The organism is Amycolatopsis jejuensis (genome assembly GCF_000717335.1).
Classification (GTDB): Bacteria; Actinomycetota; Actinomycetes; order Mycobacteriales; family Pseudonocardiaceae; genus Amycolatopsis; species Amycolatopsis jejuensis.
This window is the reverse complement of sequence record NZ_JNYZ01000035.1, coordinates 74,039-91,473: the sequence shown is the minus strand read 5'-3', so window position 1 is coordinate 91,473 and position 17,435 is coordinate 74,039. Positions and strand designations below refer to the sequence as shown.

Sequence of the window (17,435 nt, the reverse complement as noted above, 5' to 3'; positions counted from 1 at the left end):
CGCCCGGTCCCATTCCGAACCCGGAAGCTAAGCCTGATTGCGCCGATGGTACTGCAACCGAAGGGTTGTGGGAGAGTAGGACACCGCCGAACTCAACATGAAAAGGGCTGGGCCCCGGTCGAGCACCCCCCCACACGGGGGGTGCTCCCGGGGCCCAGCCCTTTTTGTGTCTGCGGCCAGAACAGTGGGCCAGCCCGAGCAGGGGCTGGCCCCTTGCGCATGCCCGCCATCGGTCCCGAAAACCCCGCCTCACTCCGGTCGGCGCAGCAGGTACGTGTCCATGATCCACCCGTGCTGTTCCCGAGCGGCGGCCCGCGTATCCCGGATCTTTGCCGCCAGCGCCTCGTCCAGTGGGCCGGAAAGCAGGATCTCGTCCGGCGTCCCCACGTACGCGCCCCAATAGATCCACAACCCCCGATCCGTGTACCGGTCGAAAGTCGTGTGCGCGTCGAGCAGCACGAACACGTCGTCGGCATCGTCCGGCCAGCCTGCGGCCAGCCGGCGACCGGTCGTGAGCTGCACTGCGCGGCCGATCTGGTTCATGGTCGTGCGGTGTCGCGCCACCAGCGCCGAAATGCTGCTGATCCCCGGCACCACCTCGTACTCGAACGCGACGTTTCCGCGCGCCAGGACCGCCTCGATCAGCGCGATAGTGCTGTCGTACAGCGCCGGGTCGCCCCACACCAGGAAAGCACCGGACTCGCCGTCGGCGAGCTCGTCGCGGATGAGCTGCTCGTAGACCTCAGTCCGGAGCCGGTGCCAGTCGGCGACCGCGGTGCGGTAGTCGGCGGGGGTCCGGTCGCGGTCCGGGTCCTGCGCGCTCACCAGGCGATACCCCGGCCGGGTCACGAACCGGTCCAGGATCTCCTGCCGCAGCCGGACCAGGTCGGCCTTCGCGTTGCCCTTGTCCAGCACGAAAAAGACGTCGACGCGATTGAGCCGGTCGACCGCCTGAACCGTGAGATGCTCCGGGTCGCCCGCCCCGATCCCGATCGCGTAGATCTTCCGCATCCCGCAAGTCTCCCCCGGCGGATATCCGAGGCCGCGAGCGGGGCGGGCGTGAAACCCCTACCCCCGAGGGGTATAAAGGAGGCAGCGAACGACCCACGAGAAGGAGCACGGCGATGACCGAAGCCACCTACACCGTCGAGGGCATGACGTGCGGACACTGCGCCGGCGCGGTGAAGGAGGAGGTCAGCGGGCTGACGGGGGTGCAGACGGTCGACGTGGACCTCGCCACCGGAGCCGTCAAGGTCACCAGCCAGGAGCCGCTGCCGCGTGACGCCGTCGAGGCAGCTGTCGCCGAGGCCGGGTACCAGGTTGTCGCGTAGCAAAATTGCTCGGACGGACTCGTCATCGGCGGGATGACCTGCGCGTCGTGCGCCGCCCGGGTCCAGGGCGGCGAGCTTCACCGGCCGAGCCGAGGCCGGGAACCCGTCGTTGCCCCGGCTCGCGCAAGTTGCTGACGTCTCGGGGATCATCAACCGGGGAGGTGCCGGGCCTGCGTAACTTGCCGTGGTTGCCCCTGGGGTTCACCGGTTGTGGTGGTTGCCTGGGGCGGGTGTGACTTGTGGTGGTTGTCGGGCGTTCACCGGTCGCCGTGGTCGCCGCGAGCCTGTGCAAGTCGCCGTGGTTGTCTCACGGCGCGCCAGTTGCGGTGGTCACCCAGGGGCCTGCGCAAGTCGCGGCCGTTCAGCGGTGCGCCAATCACCGCGGTGGTCACCCTGGCCCGCGCGGCCGTTGTCCACCAGGTCAGGACCGCGGTGAGGACCGCGCCAACCGCGACCGCTTGTTCACCAGGTCAGCACCGCGGTCAGGACCGCACCAACCACGGCCCCTGTTCACCAGGGTCAGGACCGCACCAATCGCGCGATGGCGTCCGATGCTTCGCGTACCTTCAGGTCCGCTTCTTCGCCACCGGCGGCAGCTGCTTCCACCACGCAGGTTGCCAGGTGTTCGTCCAGTAGTTCCAGTGAGAAGGACTGCAGGGCTTTCGTCGCGGCGGAGACTTGGGTCAGGATGTCGATGCAGTACTTGTCCTGCTCCACCATGCGCTGCAGGCCGCGGATCTGGCCTTCGATCCGGCGGAGGCGTTTGAGGTAGGCCTCTCGTTCACTGCCGTAGCCGGTCATCGCGCATCATTCCCCTTCATCGGACACTTCCAGTCCACTATACCCTCCCGGTGTATCTGTGCCTGGGGCTCAGCCGGTGGGGCTGGGCTCGGTGAGGGCGGACGTACGGCGTTGGTTCGGGACCGGCGTGCCTTCCGGGGCCAAGTCGGCGTTTGCGGTGGCCAGGAGTTCGCGGGCACCGCGCAGTGCGGCCTTCAGCCGGTGCTGCACGGCGGCCAGTTCGGCGACCCGGTGTTCGGCGTCGGTCACCAGGTGAGTGGCGTGGGCCTTCGCTTCCCCGACGAGCTGATCGGCTTCGGCGCGGGCGGACGTGGTGCGGTCGGCGATTTCGCGGACTGCGTCGGTTCGGCGGTCGGCCAGGGTGCGCGTGACGTGTTCCGTCAGCCGTTGACGTTCCTTCGCTGCGGTCTCGTCCAAAGCTGCGCGCTCTTCGGCCGCGCGGCGCAGCACGTCTTCGTGTTCCCGGCGTTGCTGTTCCCGATCGTGGGACACCGCTTCGACCAGCGCGCGTTCTTTCTCCGTGAGCCGCACGGCCTCGGTTTTTGCGTCGGCGATGATCCGGGCGGCCGTGTGCTCGGCGTGCGCGATGATCTCCGTGGCCTCGTCGCGGGTCAGTTCGACCATGCGCCGGGACCGTTCCTGCAAGGCATCCGGTTCGATGGGGGTGCGGCTGATCCGGTCGATCGTCGCGCGCAGTTCGCGGTTGCGCTCGGCGAGTTCGGCCGCCTGCCGGGCCGCCGCGTCGCGTTCTGCTGCCAGGCGCCGGAATTCCGCCTCCACCCACGTCGCGAATTCTTCGACCTGGCCACGGTGGTAGCCGCGCCACGCACGGTCGAAGGCAGGCCGGACGGACATCAGGTCCTCGCCGCCGCCGGGGGCCATGCTCTCACCTCCCATTTGGATGATTTCTCCCCGCCGCTCGTTTTTCCTGCCGCGCCGGGGATTTTCGCGTACCTCCAGTGTGCCCGAAGTGTGGCGTCCGGTGCGAGACCGGGGGCCGATCAATCTTCGAGCGGATCCTCCGCGCCGGTCGCAGTGCTTCGTACGCCGGGCAATTCGGCCAGTTCCGCGGTGAGCTCGGGAAGATCACCGCGTCCTTGCAGGAGCAGCGTGACGACCGCGATCCGTTGTCCCTCTTCGGAAACCGTTTCACGATCGACCGCCACCCGGTGTACCGCCCACCCCCGTTCGGTGCACGTCGTGAGCACGGCACGCAGGACGCCGTGGCCGTCGGCGTAACTCAACCGGAGGACGGGTGGCCGGCGGCGATGGCGCGCGACGAACCGGGAAAGCAGCGGGAATCCCCGGGTGATCACCACGAGCCCGGCCGTGGTCGCGGCGGCGAGCACCGGCAGTCCGGCCCCGCAGGCGACCCCGACCGCGGCGGCGAGCCACACCGTCGCCGCGGTGGTGAGGCCGCGGACTGCGTCGCGGCGGACGAAGATCAGCCCGCCGCCGACGAAGCCGATGCCGGACACGATCTGCGCGGCGATCCGCGACGGGTCGAGTGCCACGTGCTCGATGCCGAGCAGGTCGGCGAACCCGTATTTCGACACCAGCATGAACACCGCCGACCCGACGCCCACCAGCGTGTGCGTGCGCAGGCCGGCCTGTTTGTTGCCGACCTCCCGCTCGATGCCGATCACGGTGCTCAGCACCAGGGCGAGCAGTACCGGCGGCAGCAGCGCCCACTGTTCGCCGGTGGACCACAGAGCATGCATCCCGCCACTGTGCCCGGCCCCGGGAGAGCCCGCGCGCCCGGCCCGGTGCGCACGCCTAAGCTCGGGCAATGGCCCGGTACTTCGACGTGCACCCGCAGAACCCGCAGCGCCGCGCTCTCGGCCAGGTGGTCGACCTGCTGCGCAACGACGGGCTGATCGCCTATCCGACCGACTCGTGCTTCGCGCTCGGCTGCCGCATCGGCAACCAGCAGGGGATGGAGCGGATCCGCACCATCCGCAAGCTCGACCACCGGCACCACTTCACGCTCGTCTGCCAGGACTTCGCCCAGCTCGGGCAGTTCGTGCACGTCGACAACGCGGTGTTCCGCGCGATCAAGGCCAGCACGCCGGGCCCGTACACGTTCATCCTCCCGGCCACCAAGGAGGTGCCGCGGCGGCTGCTGCACGCCAAGAAGAAGACCGTCGGCGTGCGGATCCCGGACCACGTGGTGACCCAGGAACTGCTCGGCGAGCTGGGCGAACCGATCCTGTCGAGCACGCTGCTGCTGCCCGACTCCGGCGAACCGCTCACCCAGGGCTGGGAGATCAAGGAGGAGCTCGACCACGTGCTGGACGCCGTCCTCGACTCCGGCGACTGCGGCGTGGAGCCCACCACGGTCATCGACTTCTCCTCCGGCGAGGCGGAGGTCGTCCGGCACGGCGCGGGAGACCCGTCCCGGTTCGAGTGAACGGGCGTGCCTCCGGCCGCACCGCGACGCTCCGCTATTTTGGCACCATCGGAGCGCCTACCTGGGGAGACGACGTGAAATTCCTGTTGACGATGCACATGAACCCGGAAGTGTGGAACGGACTGAGCGAGGAGACGCGCCAGGAGGTGATGAACGGGCAAGGGGCCTTCATCACGAAGATCCGGGAGTCCGGCGAGATGATCAGCACGCAGGCGCTCACCGGGCCGGAAGACGCCGCGGTCGTGCGCGTGCGCGGCGGGGTGCCGGTGGTGACCGACGGCCCGTTCATCGAGTCGAAGGAGTTCCTGGCCGGGTTCTACCTGGTGGAGTGCGAGAGCCGGGAGCGGGCGCTGGAGGTCGCCGCCATGATTCCGGACGCGGCGGTCGAGGGGCTCGGCATCGAGGTCCGTCCGGTCCTGTTCTTCGCCGACGCAGAGACCCCGCTCGACTTCGCCTGATGACGGACGTCGGCGAGCTGCTCCGCCCGCTCGTGCCGCAGGTGCTCGGGACGCTCGTCCGGCGGTACGGGCAGTTCGAGGCGGCCGAGGACGCGGTGCAGGAAGCCGTGGTCGCGGCCGTCGAGCAGTGGTCCGCGGGCGAGGTACCGGACAATCCGCGGGCCTGGCTGCTGACCGTCGCGACCAGGCGGCTCACCGACCTCTGGCGGAGTGAGAGCGCACGGCGGCGGCGCGAGGAGACCATCGCGGTGCAGGTGACCGCGGTCGTTCCCGGGCCGGAGGACGAGCCGCCGCCCGACCAGGACGACACGCTCACGCTGCTGTTCCTGTGCTGCCATCCGGCGGTCACGGCCAGCTCGCAGGTCGCGCTCACCTTGCGCGCCGTCGGCGGGCTGACCACCGCGGAGATCGCGCGGGCGTTTCTGGTGCCGGAAGCCACCATGACGCGGCGGATCACGCGGGCGAAGGAGAGCGTCGCGGCTGCGGGCTCGACCTTCGCGCCGCCGTCCGCCGAGGACTGGCCGGCGCGGCTGCAGGTCGTGCTGCACGTGCTGTACCTGATTTTCAACGAGGGGTACACGGCGTCGTCGGGGGAGGAGCTGCACCGGGTCGAACTGTCCGAGGAGGCGATCCGGCTGACCCGTTCGGTGCGCGCGTTGCTTCCGGACGACGGCGAAGTGGCCGGTCTGCTCGCGTTGATGCTGCTCACCGACGCGCGGCGGCCGGCGCGGACCGGGCCGGACGGTGCGCTGACTCCCCTTGCCGAGCAGGACCGTCGACAGTGGACGGTCCCGTTGATCGTCGAAGGTGTCGAGCTGGTGAACCAGGTGCTGGGGCGCGGCCCGATCGGGCCCTACCAGGTGCAGGCGGCGATCGCGGCCTTGCACGATCAGGCGACCGGTACCGACTCCACCGACTGGCCGCAGATCCTCGAGCTGTACGGCCTGCTCGAACAGCTCGCGCCCGGGCCGGTGACCACGCTCAACCGGGCGATTGCCGTCGCGATGGTCGATGGTCCGGACGATGCGCTGGCGCTGCTGGCCACCCTCGAGGACGACGCGCGGCTGAAGCAGGGGCATCGGCTCGACGCGGTCCGCGCGCATCTTCTCGAACTCGCCGGTGACCCCGCGGGCGCGCACGAGCATTACCTCCGCGCGGCCAAGCGGACGAGCAGCCTGCCGGAACGCCGGTACCTGCAGGCGCAGGCAGCGAAGTTCCTGAGCTCCTGAATTCAGGCCTTTTCCAGCAGGAATACCCGGATTTCGCGGTGGGCGGCTCGTTCGGCGTACCGGTCGTAGGCGGGCCAGTACGAGGCCACCTCGTCCCACATTTCCTTTCGCTCGGGGTCTTCGAGGAGCCGCGCGCGGACCGGGATGGTGCGGCCGTGCACGGAGACCGTCGCGTCGGGGCAGGCCAGCAGGTTGGCGGTCCACGCGGGGTGGTTTTCGCCGCCCCAGTTCGAGCCGATGACGACGTAGCCGCCTGAACGCTCGACGTACAGCAGTGGGACCTGCCGCGGTTCGCCGCTCGTGCGGCCGATCGTGGTGAGCAGCAAGGTCCGGAGGCCGACGGTCGCGCCGACCCCGACGCGGCCGCCGCTGACGCGCAACAGCAGCCGGTCGGCGGGCATGATCGCGCGTCCGAACACGGCGAATGCCTTGGTACGGCCCAGCCCGGCGAACACTTTGCGCAGTTCCATGATGGCAGCGTACGCAGTTCGCTGAGCGGGACGGTTCAGGAAATCGCGATCGACCCGCCGGTGGTGGTTGCGGTGATCTGCAACGGGTCCGTGCCGGTCGGGCGGGTGTGCATGATCTGCTCGGCTACCGGGGACGCCAGGTGGGTGCGCAGGGTCCGGCGCAGGCCACGGGCGCCGTACACCGGGTCGAAGCCTTTGGCGGCCAGCAGGTGGATGGCGGAATCGTCCACCTCCAAATCGACGCCTCGGCGGCGGAGGCGGGTTCTCAGCAAGTCGATTTCAAGCCGGGTGATGCGTTCGATCGTGGGGCGGTCGAGTTCGTCGAAGATGACGGTTTCGTCGAGGCGGTTGAGGAATTCCGGGTCGAAGAAGGCTTGCAGGGCCTTGTCCACGATGGTCCGCCGGGAATGGGCGCGGTCCAGGAGGGTGCGCCAGCGGGTGGCTCGGCGGCGGGCCAGTTCCCTCGACCCCAGGTTCGACGTCAGAAAGACGAAGCAGTTCCGGAACGAGATTTTCTCCTGACCGTTCGCCAGGCGCAGCATTCCGTTGTCCAGGACCCCCAACAGTGCGCGCAGAACTGTGGGGTGGGCCTTTTCCACCTCGTCGAACAGGACGATTCCCGGGGCGTACGGGTCACCCTCCACTGTGGACCGGTCGAAGACGGTGAAGGCTTCCTTGCTGCCCGCGTACCCGGGTGGGGCGCCGTTGAAGGACGCGGCGTAATGCTCCTGCGCGAGGGAGTTCATGTCGACCCGGCACAGGTCGTCCGGGCCGGCGCGGAGGGTGGCCGCGACCTGGCGGACGAGCTCGGTTTTGCCCACGCCGGTCGGGCCGAGCAGGAGCATTGTCGCGGGCGGCCGGTCGGGTTCGGTGGCACCGGCCCGGGCCAGCACGATGGCCCGGACCACGGCGTCGACGGCGGGGTCTTGGCCGAGGATGCGGCTGCGCAGGCGTTCGGCAAGGCCGTCGGGAGTGAAGACCGGGGGTGCGGGAGTGGGTGGTGGTGCGGTCTGCCGGTTCCGGTTCTGGTCGTGATACCTGTCGGTGATGAACGGCATGGTGTCCTTTCCCTGAACAAGAAACCGGCAGACCGCGGAACCGTCAGGCCTGTTTCGTCTTTTCCACCGGCAGCGCACCCACCGGGCATTCGGCGACGCCGATGGTGCTGCGGGTAATGGCCTCCGAGTTTTCCTGTGCCTTTTGCGCGTCGGTGACCCACGTGCGGTAGAACTCGAACGGGCAGTCGGCCACGCCCTTGTCCCCGTCACCGGCTGCGTGCACCCCGGAGTAACCGCGGTGCAGCAGTTTGAACAGGTGGTTCTGCGACTGGTCGTACTCGCGGGCGTCGCGGATGGCCGAGATCGACAATTGGGCGAACTGGATACCGTATTCCTCCTCGCCGGTTTCGCCGAGCGTCCGGCCGTCGAAGCCGATGATCGACGAATGGCCGAAATACGAGTACACGCCGTCGAACCCGGCTGCATTGGCGACGGCGACGTACGTGTTATTGGCCCACGCCATCGCTTTCGCCATCAATACCTGCTGGTCCTTCGCCGGATACATGTACCCCTGGCAGCGCACGATCAGCTCGGCGCCCTTCATCGCGCAGTCCCGCCAGATTTCCGGGTAGTTGCCGTCGTCGCAGATGATCAGCGAGGTCTTGAGGCCTTTCGGGCCATCGGTGACGTACGTGGAATCGCCCGGGTACCACCCCTCGATCGGGCACCAGGGCAGGATCTTGCGGTATTTCTGCACGATTTCGCCGTGATTGTCGATCAGTACGAGAGTGTTGTACGGCGGTTTGCCCGGGTGGTCCTCGTGCTGTTCACCGGTGATCGAGAAAACGCCCCATGTATCGGCTTCGCGGCACGCGGCGGAGAAGATCGCGGTTTCTTCGCCGGGGACGGTGGCCGCCGTGTCGTACATTTCCTGCTCGTCGTACATGATCCCCTGGGTCGAGTATTCGGGGAACACGACGAGGTCCATTCCGGGAAGACCGCCCTTCATGCCGACCACCATGTCGGCGATCTTGCGGGCGTTGTCGAGCACCTCGGCTTTGGTGTGCAGCCGCGGCATCTTGTAGTTCACCACCGCGACGCCGACCGTGTCCGGGCTCGCGGAAATGTCACCGTGTCGCATGGGTTTCTCCTAACCTCGGGTGATCCGCCGCGGCGGTGCGCGGACGGGGCTGGCCGCGGAAACCGAGCACCGCGGCGAGGGCGACGAGCAGGACGGCGGCCGCGGCGGCGACGCTCGCCGTGACCGCGGTGGAGCGGTACCCGCCGGTGAGCGCGAGGAAGGCGGGCACCGTGCAGGTCGGCTGGCTGAGAAGCACGGTCGCCCAGCCGGTGAACCGGGTCAGCTCCTCGCGGCCGAGCCCGAGCACCAGGAAGAACAGGCCCCACAGCAGGGCCCAGGAAAGCCAGATGACGCCGAACACCGGATCGTCCTGCCGCCAGAACGCCAGGCCCGCGTACACGATCGCGGCACCCGCGACGAACAGCGAGAACCAGCCGATGCCCTCGGGTTCGAGCCCGGCGAGGTTCGCGATCCCGACGTACAGGTAGGTGAACCCGAACAGGAAGAGGCCGGACGCGCCGAGGATCGCTTCGGAGTCCCCGTGCGCCTGGATGATCAGCACGGTCGGGGTCACGCACTGCAGTGCGCCCACGAACAGGTTCAGCGCGGCCGCCGACCGGGCGGGCACTCTCCCGAGCAGCATCAGGCCGTTGACCAGCAGTACCGCCCCGACGTAGAGCAGGCCGACGTTGTTCATCGCACGCCCTCTCAGTTGGTACCAGATGAAATACTGTCAGATGAAACTAATTGGGCGAGGGCAGCCCGTCAAGGTGCTCGGGGAAAGGATCAGAGCCGGGTGATCGGATCGAAGTCGCAGCCTCGGGCGGCGGCGAGGTGCACGTGCTGGGCGGCTTGCTGGCCGTGGAATTCGACCGTGCCGCGAGGCCCGTCGTACGCGACGCCGTCGATGGCCGCGTTGAGTGCGCGCAGGTCTGGGGTACCGGCGCGGCGGGCGAGCTGTGCGAGCGTGTGCAAGCCCTCGTAACAGGATTCGGCCGCGTTGTTGAGCGGGGGAGCGGCCGGGCCGTGCAGGTGGACGTAGCGGCCGAGGAGGTCCATCGCGTCCGCGGTGACCAGCGAGCGGAAGTACGCGGCGGACACGAAGAGGTTGCGCGTGGCCTCGGCTCCGCTGGCGAGCAGCATGTTCTCTTCCATCAGTGGGCTGAACCGCAGCATCTGCGCGTCGAGGCCCCTCGCGGCGAACTGCCGGTTGAACCGCACGGCATCCTGGCCCACGAACAACATCAGCACGCCGTCGCATGCGGCTGTTTCCACGCGCCGGACGAGCCGCGCCATGTCGCCGGAACCGAGCCCGACGAACGCTTCGCCGACGATCCGCAGGTCCAATTCCCTTGCGTAGCGACGGATTGCGTCCGCGGACCCGCGCGGCCAGACGTAATCGTCACCGGCCACGAACCAGGTCCGCGCGCCGCAGTTGTCCCGCAACCAGCGCAGCGCGGGCTGGATCTGGACGCGCGGGACTTCGCCGGAACAGTAGATACCGGAACGCCTTTCGCCACCTTCGTACAGTGACGTGTACACGTACAGCACGCGGTCGGCCAAGACCGGCGCGAGGGCGTTGCGTAACGAGGAAATGTGCCAGCCGGTGACCGCGTCGACCTCGCCCGCGTCGACGAGCTTGCGCACTGCGGAGGCGACCTGCGCCGGGGGCGCGCCGCCGTCGACGACCTCCAGCGTGACCTCGCGGCCGAGGATGCCACCGGTGTCGTTCAGCTCCCGGACCGCGAGCTCGCTGGTCGCCTCGCACGACGGCCCGAAGAGGCCCGCCGGTCCCTGGAGCGGGACGACCAGCGCGACGCGCAATGCGGTCGCGCGGCTGGCGAGTCCGAGTCCCATGCCGGCTCCGGGCTTCTTTGCCGGTTGACTTGCTTCCATCTGGAAGTCTTACAATGCGAAGGCATTTGCGCAAGGGCGGAACGAGGGCGGGCGGATGGAGCAGCTGGACACGGCCGAAGCGTCGCTCATCCGCACACTCACCCGCACCGCCCGCGAGGTCACGCTCCGGATCGAACCGCTGCTCAAAGCGGAAGGGCTCACCCTCGACGGCTGGCTGGTGCTCGACGCCCTTGCCGCCGGTGACGGTCTCACGATGACCGAGCTGGCCGGGCGCACGCTGGTCACCGGGCCCACGCTGACCCGGGTGGTCGACCGGCTGGTCACCACGGCGGCGGCGTATCGCGAGGTCGACGTCGAGGACCGGCGGCGGGTGCGGGTGTACCTCGCGCCGCGCGGACGCAGCGCGCATCAGCGGGCGAGCGCGAAACTGGCCGAGGTGGAACGCGAACTGGACCCGGCGGGAAGGATCCGGACGGCGCTCGGCGGCGAAAGTTAGCGCCGAAGCACGCACGGCGCTCGGCAGCGATGGTTGAGCCCGCCGCACGCCGGGCGTTCGGGAGCGACGGCCAGCGCTCAGCTCACGAGGGCCGGGGCGCGCGCCACTTCTCCCGGTGCCGCGTAAGCACTTCGATCAGCTCGGCTTTCCGCTCGGCCACCTCGGCGTGGCTGCCCATGATCCCCACTGCGGCAACGGTCCGGCCGTCTTCCACCACCGCGACCGACACGCCGTCGGCCTCGGTGGACGCGTTCGGTGCGGCCACCACGCCCTCGGCCTGGATCTGGGTGAGGTCTTTGAGGAACCGCTCGACCAGGTCCGCGTCGGCCGGGGGCAGTGCGCCGATCCGGGCCCACAGGTCGCGATTTTCCATGCCCGCCAGCAAAACCCAGCCGGTGGACGTGCGGATCGGGGAGCGGCGCACGAATCCTTCGGCGAGGTAGGCGTACCGCGGATCGTGTGAGGAATAGTCGACGTAATAGAGGTCGCTGCCCACCACGATCGCCAGCACCGCGGTCATCCCGGTTTCGGTGTGCAGGGCTTCGAGGTCCTCGTGGGTGACCGTGGTGACGGTGGGCCGCCCGGCCAGCCGGATGAGCAGGAACGGCGCCGGGCCGAGGGTGTAGCGGCGGTCGTGCTCGTCGAGATACCCCGTGGCGACCAGGCCGTTGACCAGGCCCTGGATCGAGCTCATCGGCGCGTCGAGCTCGCGGGCGAACTCGGTGAGCGTGACCCCGTGCCGGGACCGGGCGGCCAGGTCCAGGATGGTCGACACCCGGTCGATCATCCGGTGGTGCGGCCTCGGGCGGCCGTCCGGCGTGGGGTGCGTCGGCATCGGTGCTTTCTCTCCTCGGGGTGATCGCGAACTCTACCTGCCGCGAGGGGGTTGCGTAAATACGTATTTTGATGCCAGTATGCGTAGACAAGGAGGTGCGGGCGTGAGCATGCCATTGGACGGGATCGTCGTCGCGGACTTCAGCCGGGTGCTGGCCGGTCCGCTGGCTTCGGTGCTGCTGGCCGACCTCGGTGCCACCGTGATCAAGGTCGAACGGCCCGGTGCGGGTGACGACACCCGCGGCTGGGGACCGCCCTGGACCGGCAATTCCGCGTCGTACTTCGAATGCGCCAACCGGTCCAAGCAGTCGGTGACGCTCGACCTCGGCGACCCGGCTGACCTGGTTCTCGCGCGCGAGCTCGCCCGCCGCGCCGACGTGTTCGTGGAGAACTTCCGCACCGGCGCGCTGCAGCGGCGCGGCCTGGACTACGAGTCCGTCCGCGCGGACAATCCCGGCATCGTGTACTGCTCGGTCTCGGGTTTCGGCGGCGACGCCGACCTGCCCGGCTACGACTTCCTCGTGCAGGCGATGGGCGGTCTGATGAGCATCACCGGCGCGGCGGACGGCGAACCGGCCAAGGCCGGGGTCGCGCTGGTCGACGTGCTTGCCGCCAAGGACGCCACCATCGGCATCCTTGCCGCGTTGCGGGCGCGGGAAGCGACCGGACGTGGGCAGCGCGTCGAGGTGAACCTGCTGTCCAGCCTGCTCGGCTCGATGGTCAACCAGGCGTCCGCGTACCTCACCACCGGTCGCGCGCCGCGCCGGATGGGCAACCAGCATCCGTCGATCGCGCCGTACGAAACCTTGCGGTGCAAGGACGACATGCTCGCGCTCGCCTGCGGCAACGACGGTCAGTTCCGCCGCCTCGCCGAGGTATTGGGTACCCCCGAGCTGGCCGACGACGTCCGGTTCGCGACGAATGCCGAACGCGTACGCAACCGTCCCGAGCTAAGGGCCGCCCTGGAAGAGGGGCTCGGTACCGACACGGTGGTCGCCTGGGCCGCGAAGCTCACCGAAGCCGGGGTGCCTGCCGGACCGGTCGGCGATCTGGCCGACGGCTTCCGGCTCGCGGAATCGCTCGGCCTTGCCCCGACGGTGCGGGTCGGCGACGACGTCCCACCCCAGGTCCGCCATCCGATCGGCTACTCGGACACGCCGGTCACCCGCTACACCGCCCCGCCCCGGCTGGGGCAGCACAGTGACGAGATCCGCCGCTGGCTCGCAGAGGAGAAGAAATGACCACCACGAAGTCCCTGCCGCCGCTGGACCCGCGGGACCCCGCCGGGCTCGCCGACCTGTTCACCGACGACGAGAAGGACATCGCGGCCGCGGTGCGCCGGATGTGCGCCGACCGGATCGACCCGTACGTCGGCGACTGGTACGAACGCGGCGAGCTGCCCGATGTCCGTGGCCTTGCCAAGGATCTCGGCTCGCTCGGGGTGCTCGGCATGCACCTGGAGGGCTACGGCTGCGCCGGGATGTCGGCCACCCAGTACGGCCTCGCGTGCCTGGAGCTGGAGGCGTCCGACTCGGGCATCCGCTCGCTGGTGTCGGTGCAGGGCTCGCTCGCGATGTTCGCGATCTGGCGGTGGGGTTCGGAGGAGCACAAGCAGCGCTGGCTGCCGTCGATGGCGGCGGGCGAGGCGATCGGCTGCTTCGGCCTGACCGAACCGGACGCGGGATCCGACCCGGCGAGCATGCGCACGCGGGCGCGGCGCGATGGCGGCGACTGGATCCTCGACGGCCGGAAGATGTGGATCACCAACGGAAGCGTCGCCGACGTGGCCGTGGTGTGGGCGCAGACCGACGAGGGCGTGCGCGGCTTCGTGGTACCCACGGACGCCCCGGGTTTCTCGGCGCCGGAGATCAAGCACAAGCTTTCGCTGCGGGCGTCGGTCACGAGTGAACTCGTGCTGGACGGCGTGCGGTTGCCTGCCGACGCGGTGCTCCCGGAGGTCACCGGGCTCAAGGGACCGCTGAGCTGTCTCAACGAAGCGCGGTTCGGCATCGTGTGGGGTTCGCTCGGCGCGGCGCGGTCGTGTCTCAACGCGGCGTTGTCGTATGCCGGGGAACGCACGCAGTTCGGCAAGCCGATCGCCGCGTTCCAGCTGACCCAGCAGAAACTCGTCGACATGACGCTGGAGTACACCAAGGCGCTGCTGCTCGCGATCCACCTCGGCCGCCGCAAGGACGCCGGTACGCTGCGCCCGGAGCAGGTGAGCCTCGGCAAGCTCAACAACGTCCGCGAGGCGATGGACATCTGCCGTACGTCGCGCACCATTCTCGGCGCGAACGGGATTTCGCTGGAGTACCCGGTGATCCGGCACATGACGAACCTCGAATCGGTGCTCACCTACGAGGGCACGGTGGAAATGCACACGCTCGTGCTCGGCCAGGCGATCACCGGGCACGCCGCCTTCCGCTGAGTTCCGGGCATCGGAACGGAATCCGGGCCTGGGCACCCCGGCGCTGCCTACCATGCGGACAGCCTCAGCTGGCAGGCAGCGACCGGGAAGGAAGACCATGGATGCCAAAAAGCCCGTGAGTTCGTTGGGATACACCGTGATCACCGCGGAGGATCTGCCCGCCTGGCAGTCGTTCGCGGAATCGGTACTCGGGCTGCAGGTCAATGCCGGGATGACGACGGACTCGGAACTGTACTTCCGGGTGGACGACTGGGGCTGGCGGTTCGCCGTCGAGCAGGGGACCAACGGCGGGCTGGCCGCGCTGGGCTTCGAAGTGCACGGGTCCGACGCGTTCGCCGAACTGCAGGAACAGCTCACCGCCGCCGGGTTCCCGGTGAAGCACGACCCGGAGCTCGCGAAGCGCCGCCGGGTGCTCGACCTCTTCCGCACCGAGGACCCGGACGGCAACCCGCTGGAGTTCTTCTACGGCGGCACCCGGGTGCGCGAGCCGTTCGTGTCCGCGCAGGGCGCGCGGTTCGTGACCGGCAGCCAGGGTCTCGGCCACGTGGTGCTGTGGGTCGGCGACGTGCAGAAAACCGAGGAGTTCTACCTCAATACGCTCGGCTTCCGGCTCAGTGACGTGTTCAGCGCCGGTCCGATGACGTTGTACTTCACCTCGCCGAATGCGCGGCACCATTCGGTGGCCTACGGGAACATGCCCGGCGTTCCTTCGGGAGTGCAGCACATTCTGCTCGAGGTGGACGACATCGACGCCGTCGGCCGGGCGCTCGACCGCGTGCACGACGCCGGGATTCCGCTGGCCGCCTCGCTCGGCAGGCACACGAACGACCGGATGCTGTCGTTCTACTGCATCAGCCCGTCCGGGCTGGCGATCGAGTACGGGTTCGGCGGCCGGGTCATCGACGACGAACGGCACACCACCGATTTCTACGCCGAGGCCAGCACGTGGGGCCACCGTTTTCCCGACGGCACCGACCCGCAGGCGCAGCTGGAGCCGGGCGACGCGTTGCGCGGCTGAGCACCGGGAAACCGGGTCAGCCGTGGCTGACCCGGTTTCTTCGTGTCTGCAGAGTCAGAACAACGTGCTCAGGTTGCGCGCCAGCAGCACGGTCTGGTCGAGCAGGATGTGCCTGCGGGCGATGAGGAACGAGCCCTCGTGCCGGCGCAGCACGTCCAGCCGCCGCCCGACCCAGGTGTCCACTTCGGACTTCAGCCGCGTGCGGTAGAGGTGGAAGTACGATTCGACGTCCAGCTCGTCGCCGCGGTCCGCGGTGATCCGGATGTTGCTGATCAGGTGCCGGGTGCGCGACGGCGGGTCCTCCGCCCACGCGGTGCCGGTGTCGAACTTGACCTGCCGCAGGCGAAGCGTGCTCTTGTCGTCGTCGTAATACGCGGCTTCACCGGGTTTCGTGAACTCCTTGCCGAGCTCGCGGCGCAGCCGGGTGCGCCGGATCGGCATGAAGTAATGCGTGTCCTCGCTGAACAGGTCGACCCATTCGGTGAGCCGGTAGGAGTCCAGCAGCGCGGCCTCGTCGTAGTAGAACTGCTCGACCTGGCGCTGCAGCAGCAGCGCGGTGAGCTGGCCGGGATCGGTCATGGTCATCGGATGTCCACCTCGTCGTCAGTCGGTTCAGAGAACGTCCGGAGGCGTGGTGGCCTCCCGCAGTGCCGCCCAGCCGAGCCCCTTCATCCACTGCACCCACGAGTGGTACAGCCACAGCTGCGCGTGCTCGTTGGACGTGCCTTCGATCCGGGCGAGGTCGTGTTCCTTGATCACCTTGCCGCGGGCGAGGTCCATCGAGAGCAGTTGCGGTACCTGCTGGCTGCCCGGGCCGTGCACCTGCAGGGTCGACTGTGCCCAGTTCTCGCCGTCCTCCTGTTCGAAGAGGCCGGCCGGGCCGAAGCCGTGGTTGGTGAACCACAGGCTCTTCGCGCGCTGCTCGGGGGTGGCGTCCTTGTCGGCGAAGGTGAACCACCACACCTCGGTCTTGTTCGGGCTGATCGGGATCCGCAGCGAAACCTGCGGTCCGCTGGTGGAAATCCACGCGTTGGGGAAGATGTTGGGATGCCCGCCGACGCGGACGCCGACCGGGCCGAGCAGTTCCTGCACCTCCGGCCTCTCGCGCCACGATTCGTCCACGAACGGCGACGCGATGGCCGACGCCGTGGGACCGGCGATGGCGTGCCCGTATTCGGCGATCACTGCGATTTCTTCGAGCCCGGAAGACCCGGCGGCGGGGACGTTGAGGTCCTGTCCCGCGCTGTCGGTGGCGCCGCCGCTGTCGCTCGCGCCGTCCTGGGTACCGGAGATGATGCTCATCGCCGACATGTGGGTGATCTGCGCGTGGTAGAAGTCGAAAGTGTTGTCGACGGCGAACTTCCAGTTGCAGTCGATCACGAACTTCTGGATGCCGGGCAGCACCTCGACGTTGCGCGCGGCGATCAGGTCGATGCTCATCCGGCCGGCCGCGCCGAGGAATTCGGTGAGCGGCGGGGCGGTCGGGTCCATCGTGGCGAACACGAAACCGTGGTAGCTGTCGAGCTGGGCGACCTTGCGCATGCCGTGCTTCGACTTGTCGAGCTCGCCCTTGTAGTACGAGTCGATGTTCGGCACGCCGACGAGATTGCCGGCGAGGTCGTAGGTCCAGCCGTGGTAGGTGCACATGAAGGCCTTGGTGTTGCCTTCTTCGGCGCGGCACACGGCATTCCCGCGGTGGGCGCAGGTGTTCAGGAGTGCTTTGATCCCGCCGTCGCGCTGGCGGACGGTGAGCACGTTGTCACGGCCGATGGGGGTTTCGAAGAAGTCCCCGGCTTTCGGGATCTGGCTTTCGTGGCACAGGAAGTTCCACGCCCGGCCGAAGATCAGGTCGAGCTCCCGTTCGAAGAGTTCCTCGTCGGCGAAGATCCGCCGGTCGATTTCCCCGCGTTCGAGGGAAACGAAGTCGTCGAGCTGGTCGACGGTGCTGTCTGCAGACATTGTTTCCTCCTTGTCCCGCCCCAAAGTGCCACCTGAGGCGGTACCGGGACAGCGTGGTGTTCCGG

At 68.7% G+C, this 17,435-nt stretch carries 20 protein-coding genes and 1 rRNA gene; 9 read left to right on the top strand and 12 right to left on the bottom strand.

Annotation, left to right across the window (positions count from 1 at the left end):
• Positions 1-92, top strand: a 5S ribosomal RNA gene (gene rrf / locus OO71_RS47940); the annotation flags it as partial.
• 157 nt (positions 93-249) lie between these two features.
• On the opposite strand, the gene cobF is transcribed toward rrf, so the two are convergent.
• Positions 250-1,011 carry a precorrin-6A synthase (deacetylating) gene (gene cobF, locus OO71_RS37260; RefSeq protein WP_033294709.1) on the bottom strand — a complete coding sequence of 254 codons (762 nt, stop codon included), beginning with the start codon at positions 1,009-1,011 and terminating at the stop codon, positions 250-252.
• Positions 1,012-1,124: 113 nt separating this feature from the next.
• Between cobF and OO71_RS37255 the strand changes: the two genes are divergently transcribed.
• Positions 1,125-1,331, top strand: coding sequence for a heavy-metal-associated domain-containing protein (locus OO71_RS37255; protein WP_033294708.1), 207 nt, complete (start codon positions 1,125-1,127; stop codon positions 1,329-1,331).
• Between the two features lie 519 nt (positions 1,332-1,850).
• Here OO71_RS37255 and OO71_RS37250 read toward each other — a convergent pair.
• The 3 genes from OO71_RS37250 to OO71_RS37240 all read right to left on the bottom strand — a co-directional run bounded on the left by OO71_RS37250 (position 1,851) and on the right by OO71_RS37240 (position 3,853).
• The gene (locus tag OO71_RS37250) at positions 1,851-2,132 is read right to left on the bottom strand and encodes a metal-sensitive transcriptional regulator (protein WP_033294707.1); all 282 of its coding nucleotides are present in this window, start codon (positions 2,130-2,132) and stop codon (positions 1,851-1,853) included.
• Positions 2,133-2,201: 69 nt separating this feature from the next.
• Entirely contained in the window at positions 2,202-3,014 is an 813-nt protein-coding gene (locus tag OO71_RS37245; RefSeq protein ID WP_033294739.1) for a DivIVA domain-containing protein, read from the bottom strand.
• Positions 3,015-3,133: 119 nt separating this feature from the next.
• Complete coding sequence (locus tag OO71_RS37240) at positions 3,134-3,853, bottom strand: MgtC/SapB family protein (protein WP_033294706.1); 720 nt, start codon at positions 3,851-3,853, stop codon at positions 3,134-3,136.
• Between the two features lie 68 nt (positions 3,854-3,921).
• Between OO71_RS37240 and OO71_RS37235 the strand changes: the two genes are divergently transcribed.
• From OO71_RS37235 to OO71_RS37225, 3 genes are all read left to right on the top strand, one after another.
• Positions 3,922-4,542, top strand: coding sequence for an L-threonylcarbamoyladenylate synthase (locus tag OO71_RS37235; protein ID WP_033294705.1), 621 nt, complete (start codon positions 3,922-3,924; stop codon positions 4,540-4,542).
• Positions 4,543-4,616: 74 nt separating this feature from the next.
• Positions 4,617-5,000: a YciI family protein gene (locus OO71_RS37230; RefSeq protein WP_033294738.1), complete on the top strand. Its 384-nt coding sequence runs from the start codon at positions 4,617-4,619 to the stop codon at positions 4,998-5,000.
• Positions 5,000-6,229 (top strand): RNA polymerase sigma factor, encoded by a 1,230-nt coding sequence (locus OO71_RS37225; RefSeq protein WP_033294704.1) that lies wholly within the window; start codon positions 5,000-5,002, stop codon positions 6,227-6,229. Before OO71_RS37230 ends, OO71_RS37225 begins: the two co-directional genes overlap by 1 nt.
• 2 nt (positions 6,230-6,231) lie before the next feature.
• On the opposite strand, the gene OO71_RS37220 is transcribed toward OO71_RS37225, so the two are convergent.
• From OO71_RS37220 to OO71_RS37200, 5 genes are all read right to left on the bottom strand, one after another.
• Positions 6,232-6,699, bottom strand: a complete 468-nt coding sequence (locus OO71_RS37220) for a nitroreductase family deazaflavin-dependent oxidoreductase (protein WP_211260793.1) — start codon at positions 6,697-6,699, stop codon at positions 6,232-6,234.
• Between the two features lie 35 nt (positions 6,700-6,734).
• Positions 6,735-7,757, bottom strand: a complete 1,023-nt coding sequence (locus tag OO71_RS37215; protein WP_033294703.1) for an AAA family ATPase — start codon at positions 7,755-7,757, stop codon at positions 6,735-6,737.
• Between the two features lie 43 nt (positions 7,758-7,800).
• Positions 7,801-8,838: an aliphatic amidase gene (locus OO71_RS37210; RefSeq protein ID WP_033294702.1), complete on the bottom strand. Its 1,038-nt coding sequence runs from the start codon at positions 8,836-8,838 to the stop codon at positions 7,801-7,803.
• The gene (locus tag OO71_RS37205) at positions 8,825-9,475 is read right to left on the bottom strand and encodes an AmiS/UreI family transporter (protein ID WP_051792702.1); all 651 of its coding nucleotides are present in this window, start codon (positions 9,473-9,475) and stop codon (positions 8,825-8,827) included. The genes OO71_RS37210 and OO71_RS37205 overlap by 14 nt, the downstream gene beginning before the upstream one ends.
• 89 nt (positions 9,476-9,564) lie before the next feature.
• Positions 9,565-10,635: a substrate-binding domain-containing protein gene (locus OO71_RS37200; protein WP_033294701.1), complete on the bottom strand. Its 1,071-nt coding sequence runs from the start codon at positions 10,633-10,635 to the stop codon at positions 9,565-9,567.
• 94 nt (positions 10,636-10,729) lie between these two features.
• On the opposite strand from OO71_RS37200, the gene OO71_RS37195 reads away from it, so the two are divergent.
• Complete coding sequence (locus OO71_RS37195; RefSeq protein WP_033294700.1) at positions 10,730-11,131, top strand: MarR family winged helix-turn-helix transcriptional regulator; 402 nt, start codon at positions 10,730-10,732, stop codon at positions 11,129-11,131.
• Positions 11,132-11,213: 82 nt separating this feature from the next.
• On the opposite strand, the gene OO71_RS37190 is transcribed toward OO71_RS37195, so the two are convergent.
• Entirely contained in the window at positions 11,214-11,966 is a 753-nt protein-coding gene (locus OO71_RS37190; RefSeq protein WP_033294699.1) for an IclR family transcriptional regulator, read from the bottom strand.
• Positions 11,967-12,075: 109 nt separating this feature from the next.
• Here OO71_RS37190 and OO71_RS37185 point away from each other — a divergent pair, with 109 nt between their 5' ends.
• The 3 genes from OO71_RS37185 (at position 12,076) to OO71_RS37175 (ending at position 15,411) form a co-directional block, all read left to right on the top strand.
• Positions 12,076-13,206, top strand: coding sequence for a CaiB/BaiF CoA transferase family protein (locus OO71_RS37185; protein WP_211260794.1), 1,131 nt, complete (start codon positions 12,076-12,078; stop codon positions 13,204-13,206).
• Entirely contained in the window at positions 13,203-14,393 is a 1,191-nt protein-coding gene (locus tag OO71_RS37180) for an acyl-CoA dehydrogenase family protein (protein ID WP_033294697.1), read from the top strand. The genes OO71_RS37185 and OO71_RS37180 overlap by 4 nt, the downstream gene beginning before the upstream one ends.
• Before the next feature lie 97 nt (positions 14,394-14,490).
• Entirely contained in the window at positions 14,491-15,411 is a 921-nt protein-coding gene (locus OO71_RS37175; RefSeq protein WP_051792701.1) for a VOC family protein, read from the top strand.
• Between the two features lie 54 nt (positions 15,412-15,465).
• Here OO71_RS37175 and OO71_RS37170 read toward each other — a convergent pair whose 3' ends face one another.
• Together OO71_RS37170 and OO71_RS37165 are read right to left on the bottom strand one after the other, a co-directional pair.
• Entirely contained in the window at positions 15,466-15,996 is a 531-nt protein-coding gene (locus tag OO71_RS37170; protein ID WP_033294696.1) for an aromatic-ring-hydroxylating dioxygenase subunit beta, read from the bottom strand.
• A 27-nt stretch (positions 15,997-16,023) separates the two neighbouring features.
• On the bottom strand, positions 16,024-17,370 hold the full coding sequence (locus tag OO71_RS37165) for an aromatic ring-hydroxylating oxygenase subunit alpha (RefSeq protein ID WP_051792700.1): 1,347 nt from the start codon (positions 17,368-17,370) through the stop codon (positions 16,024-16,026).
• Positions 17,371-17,435 lie beyond the last annotated feature (65 nt).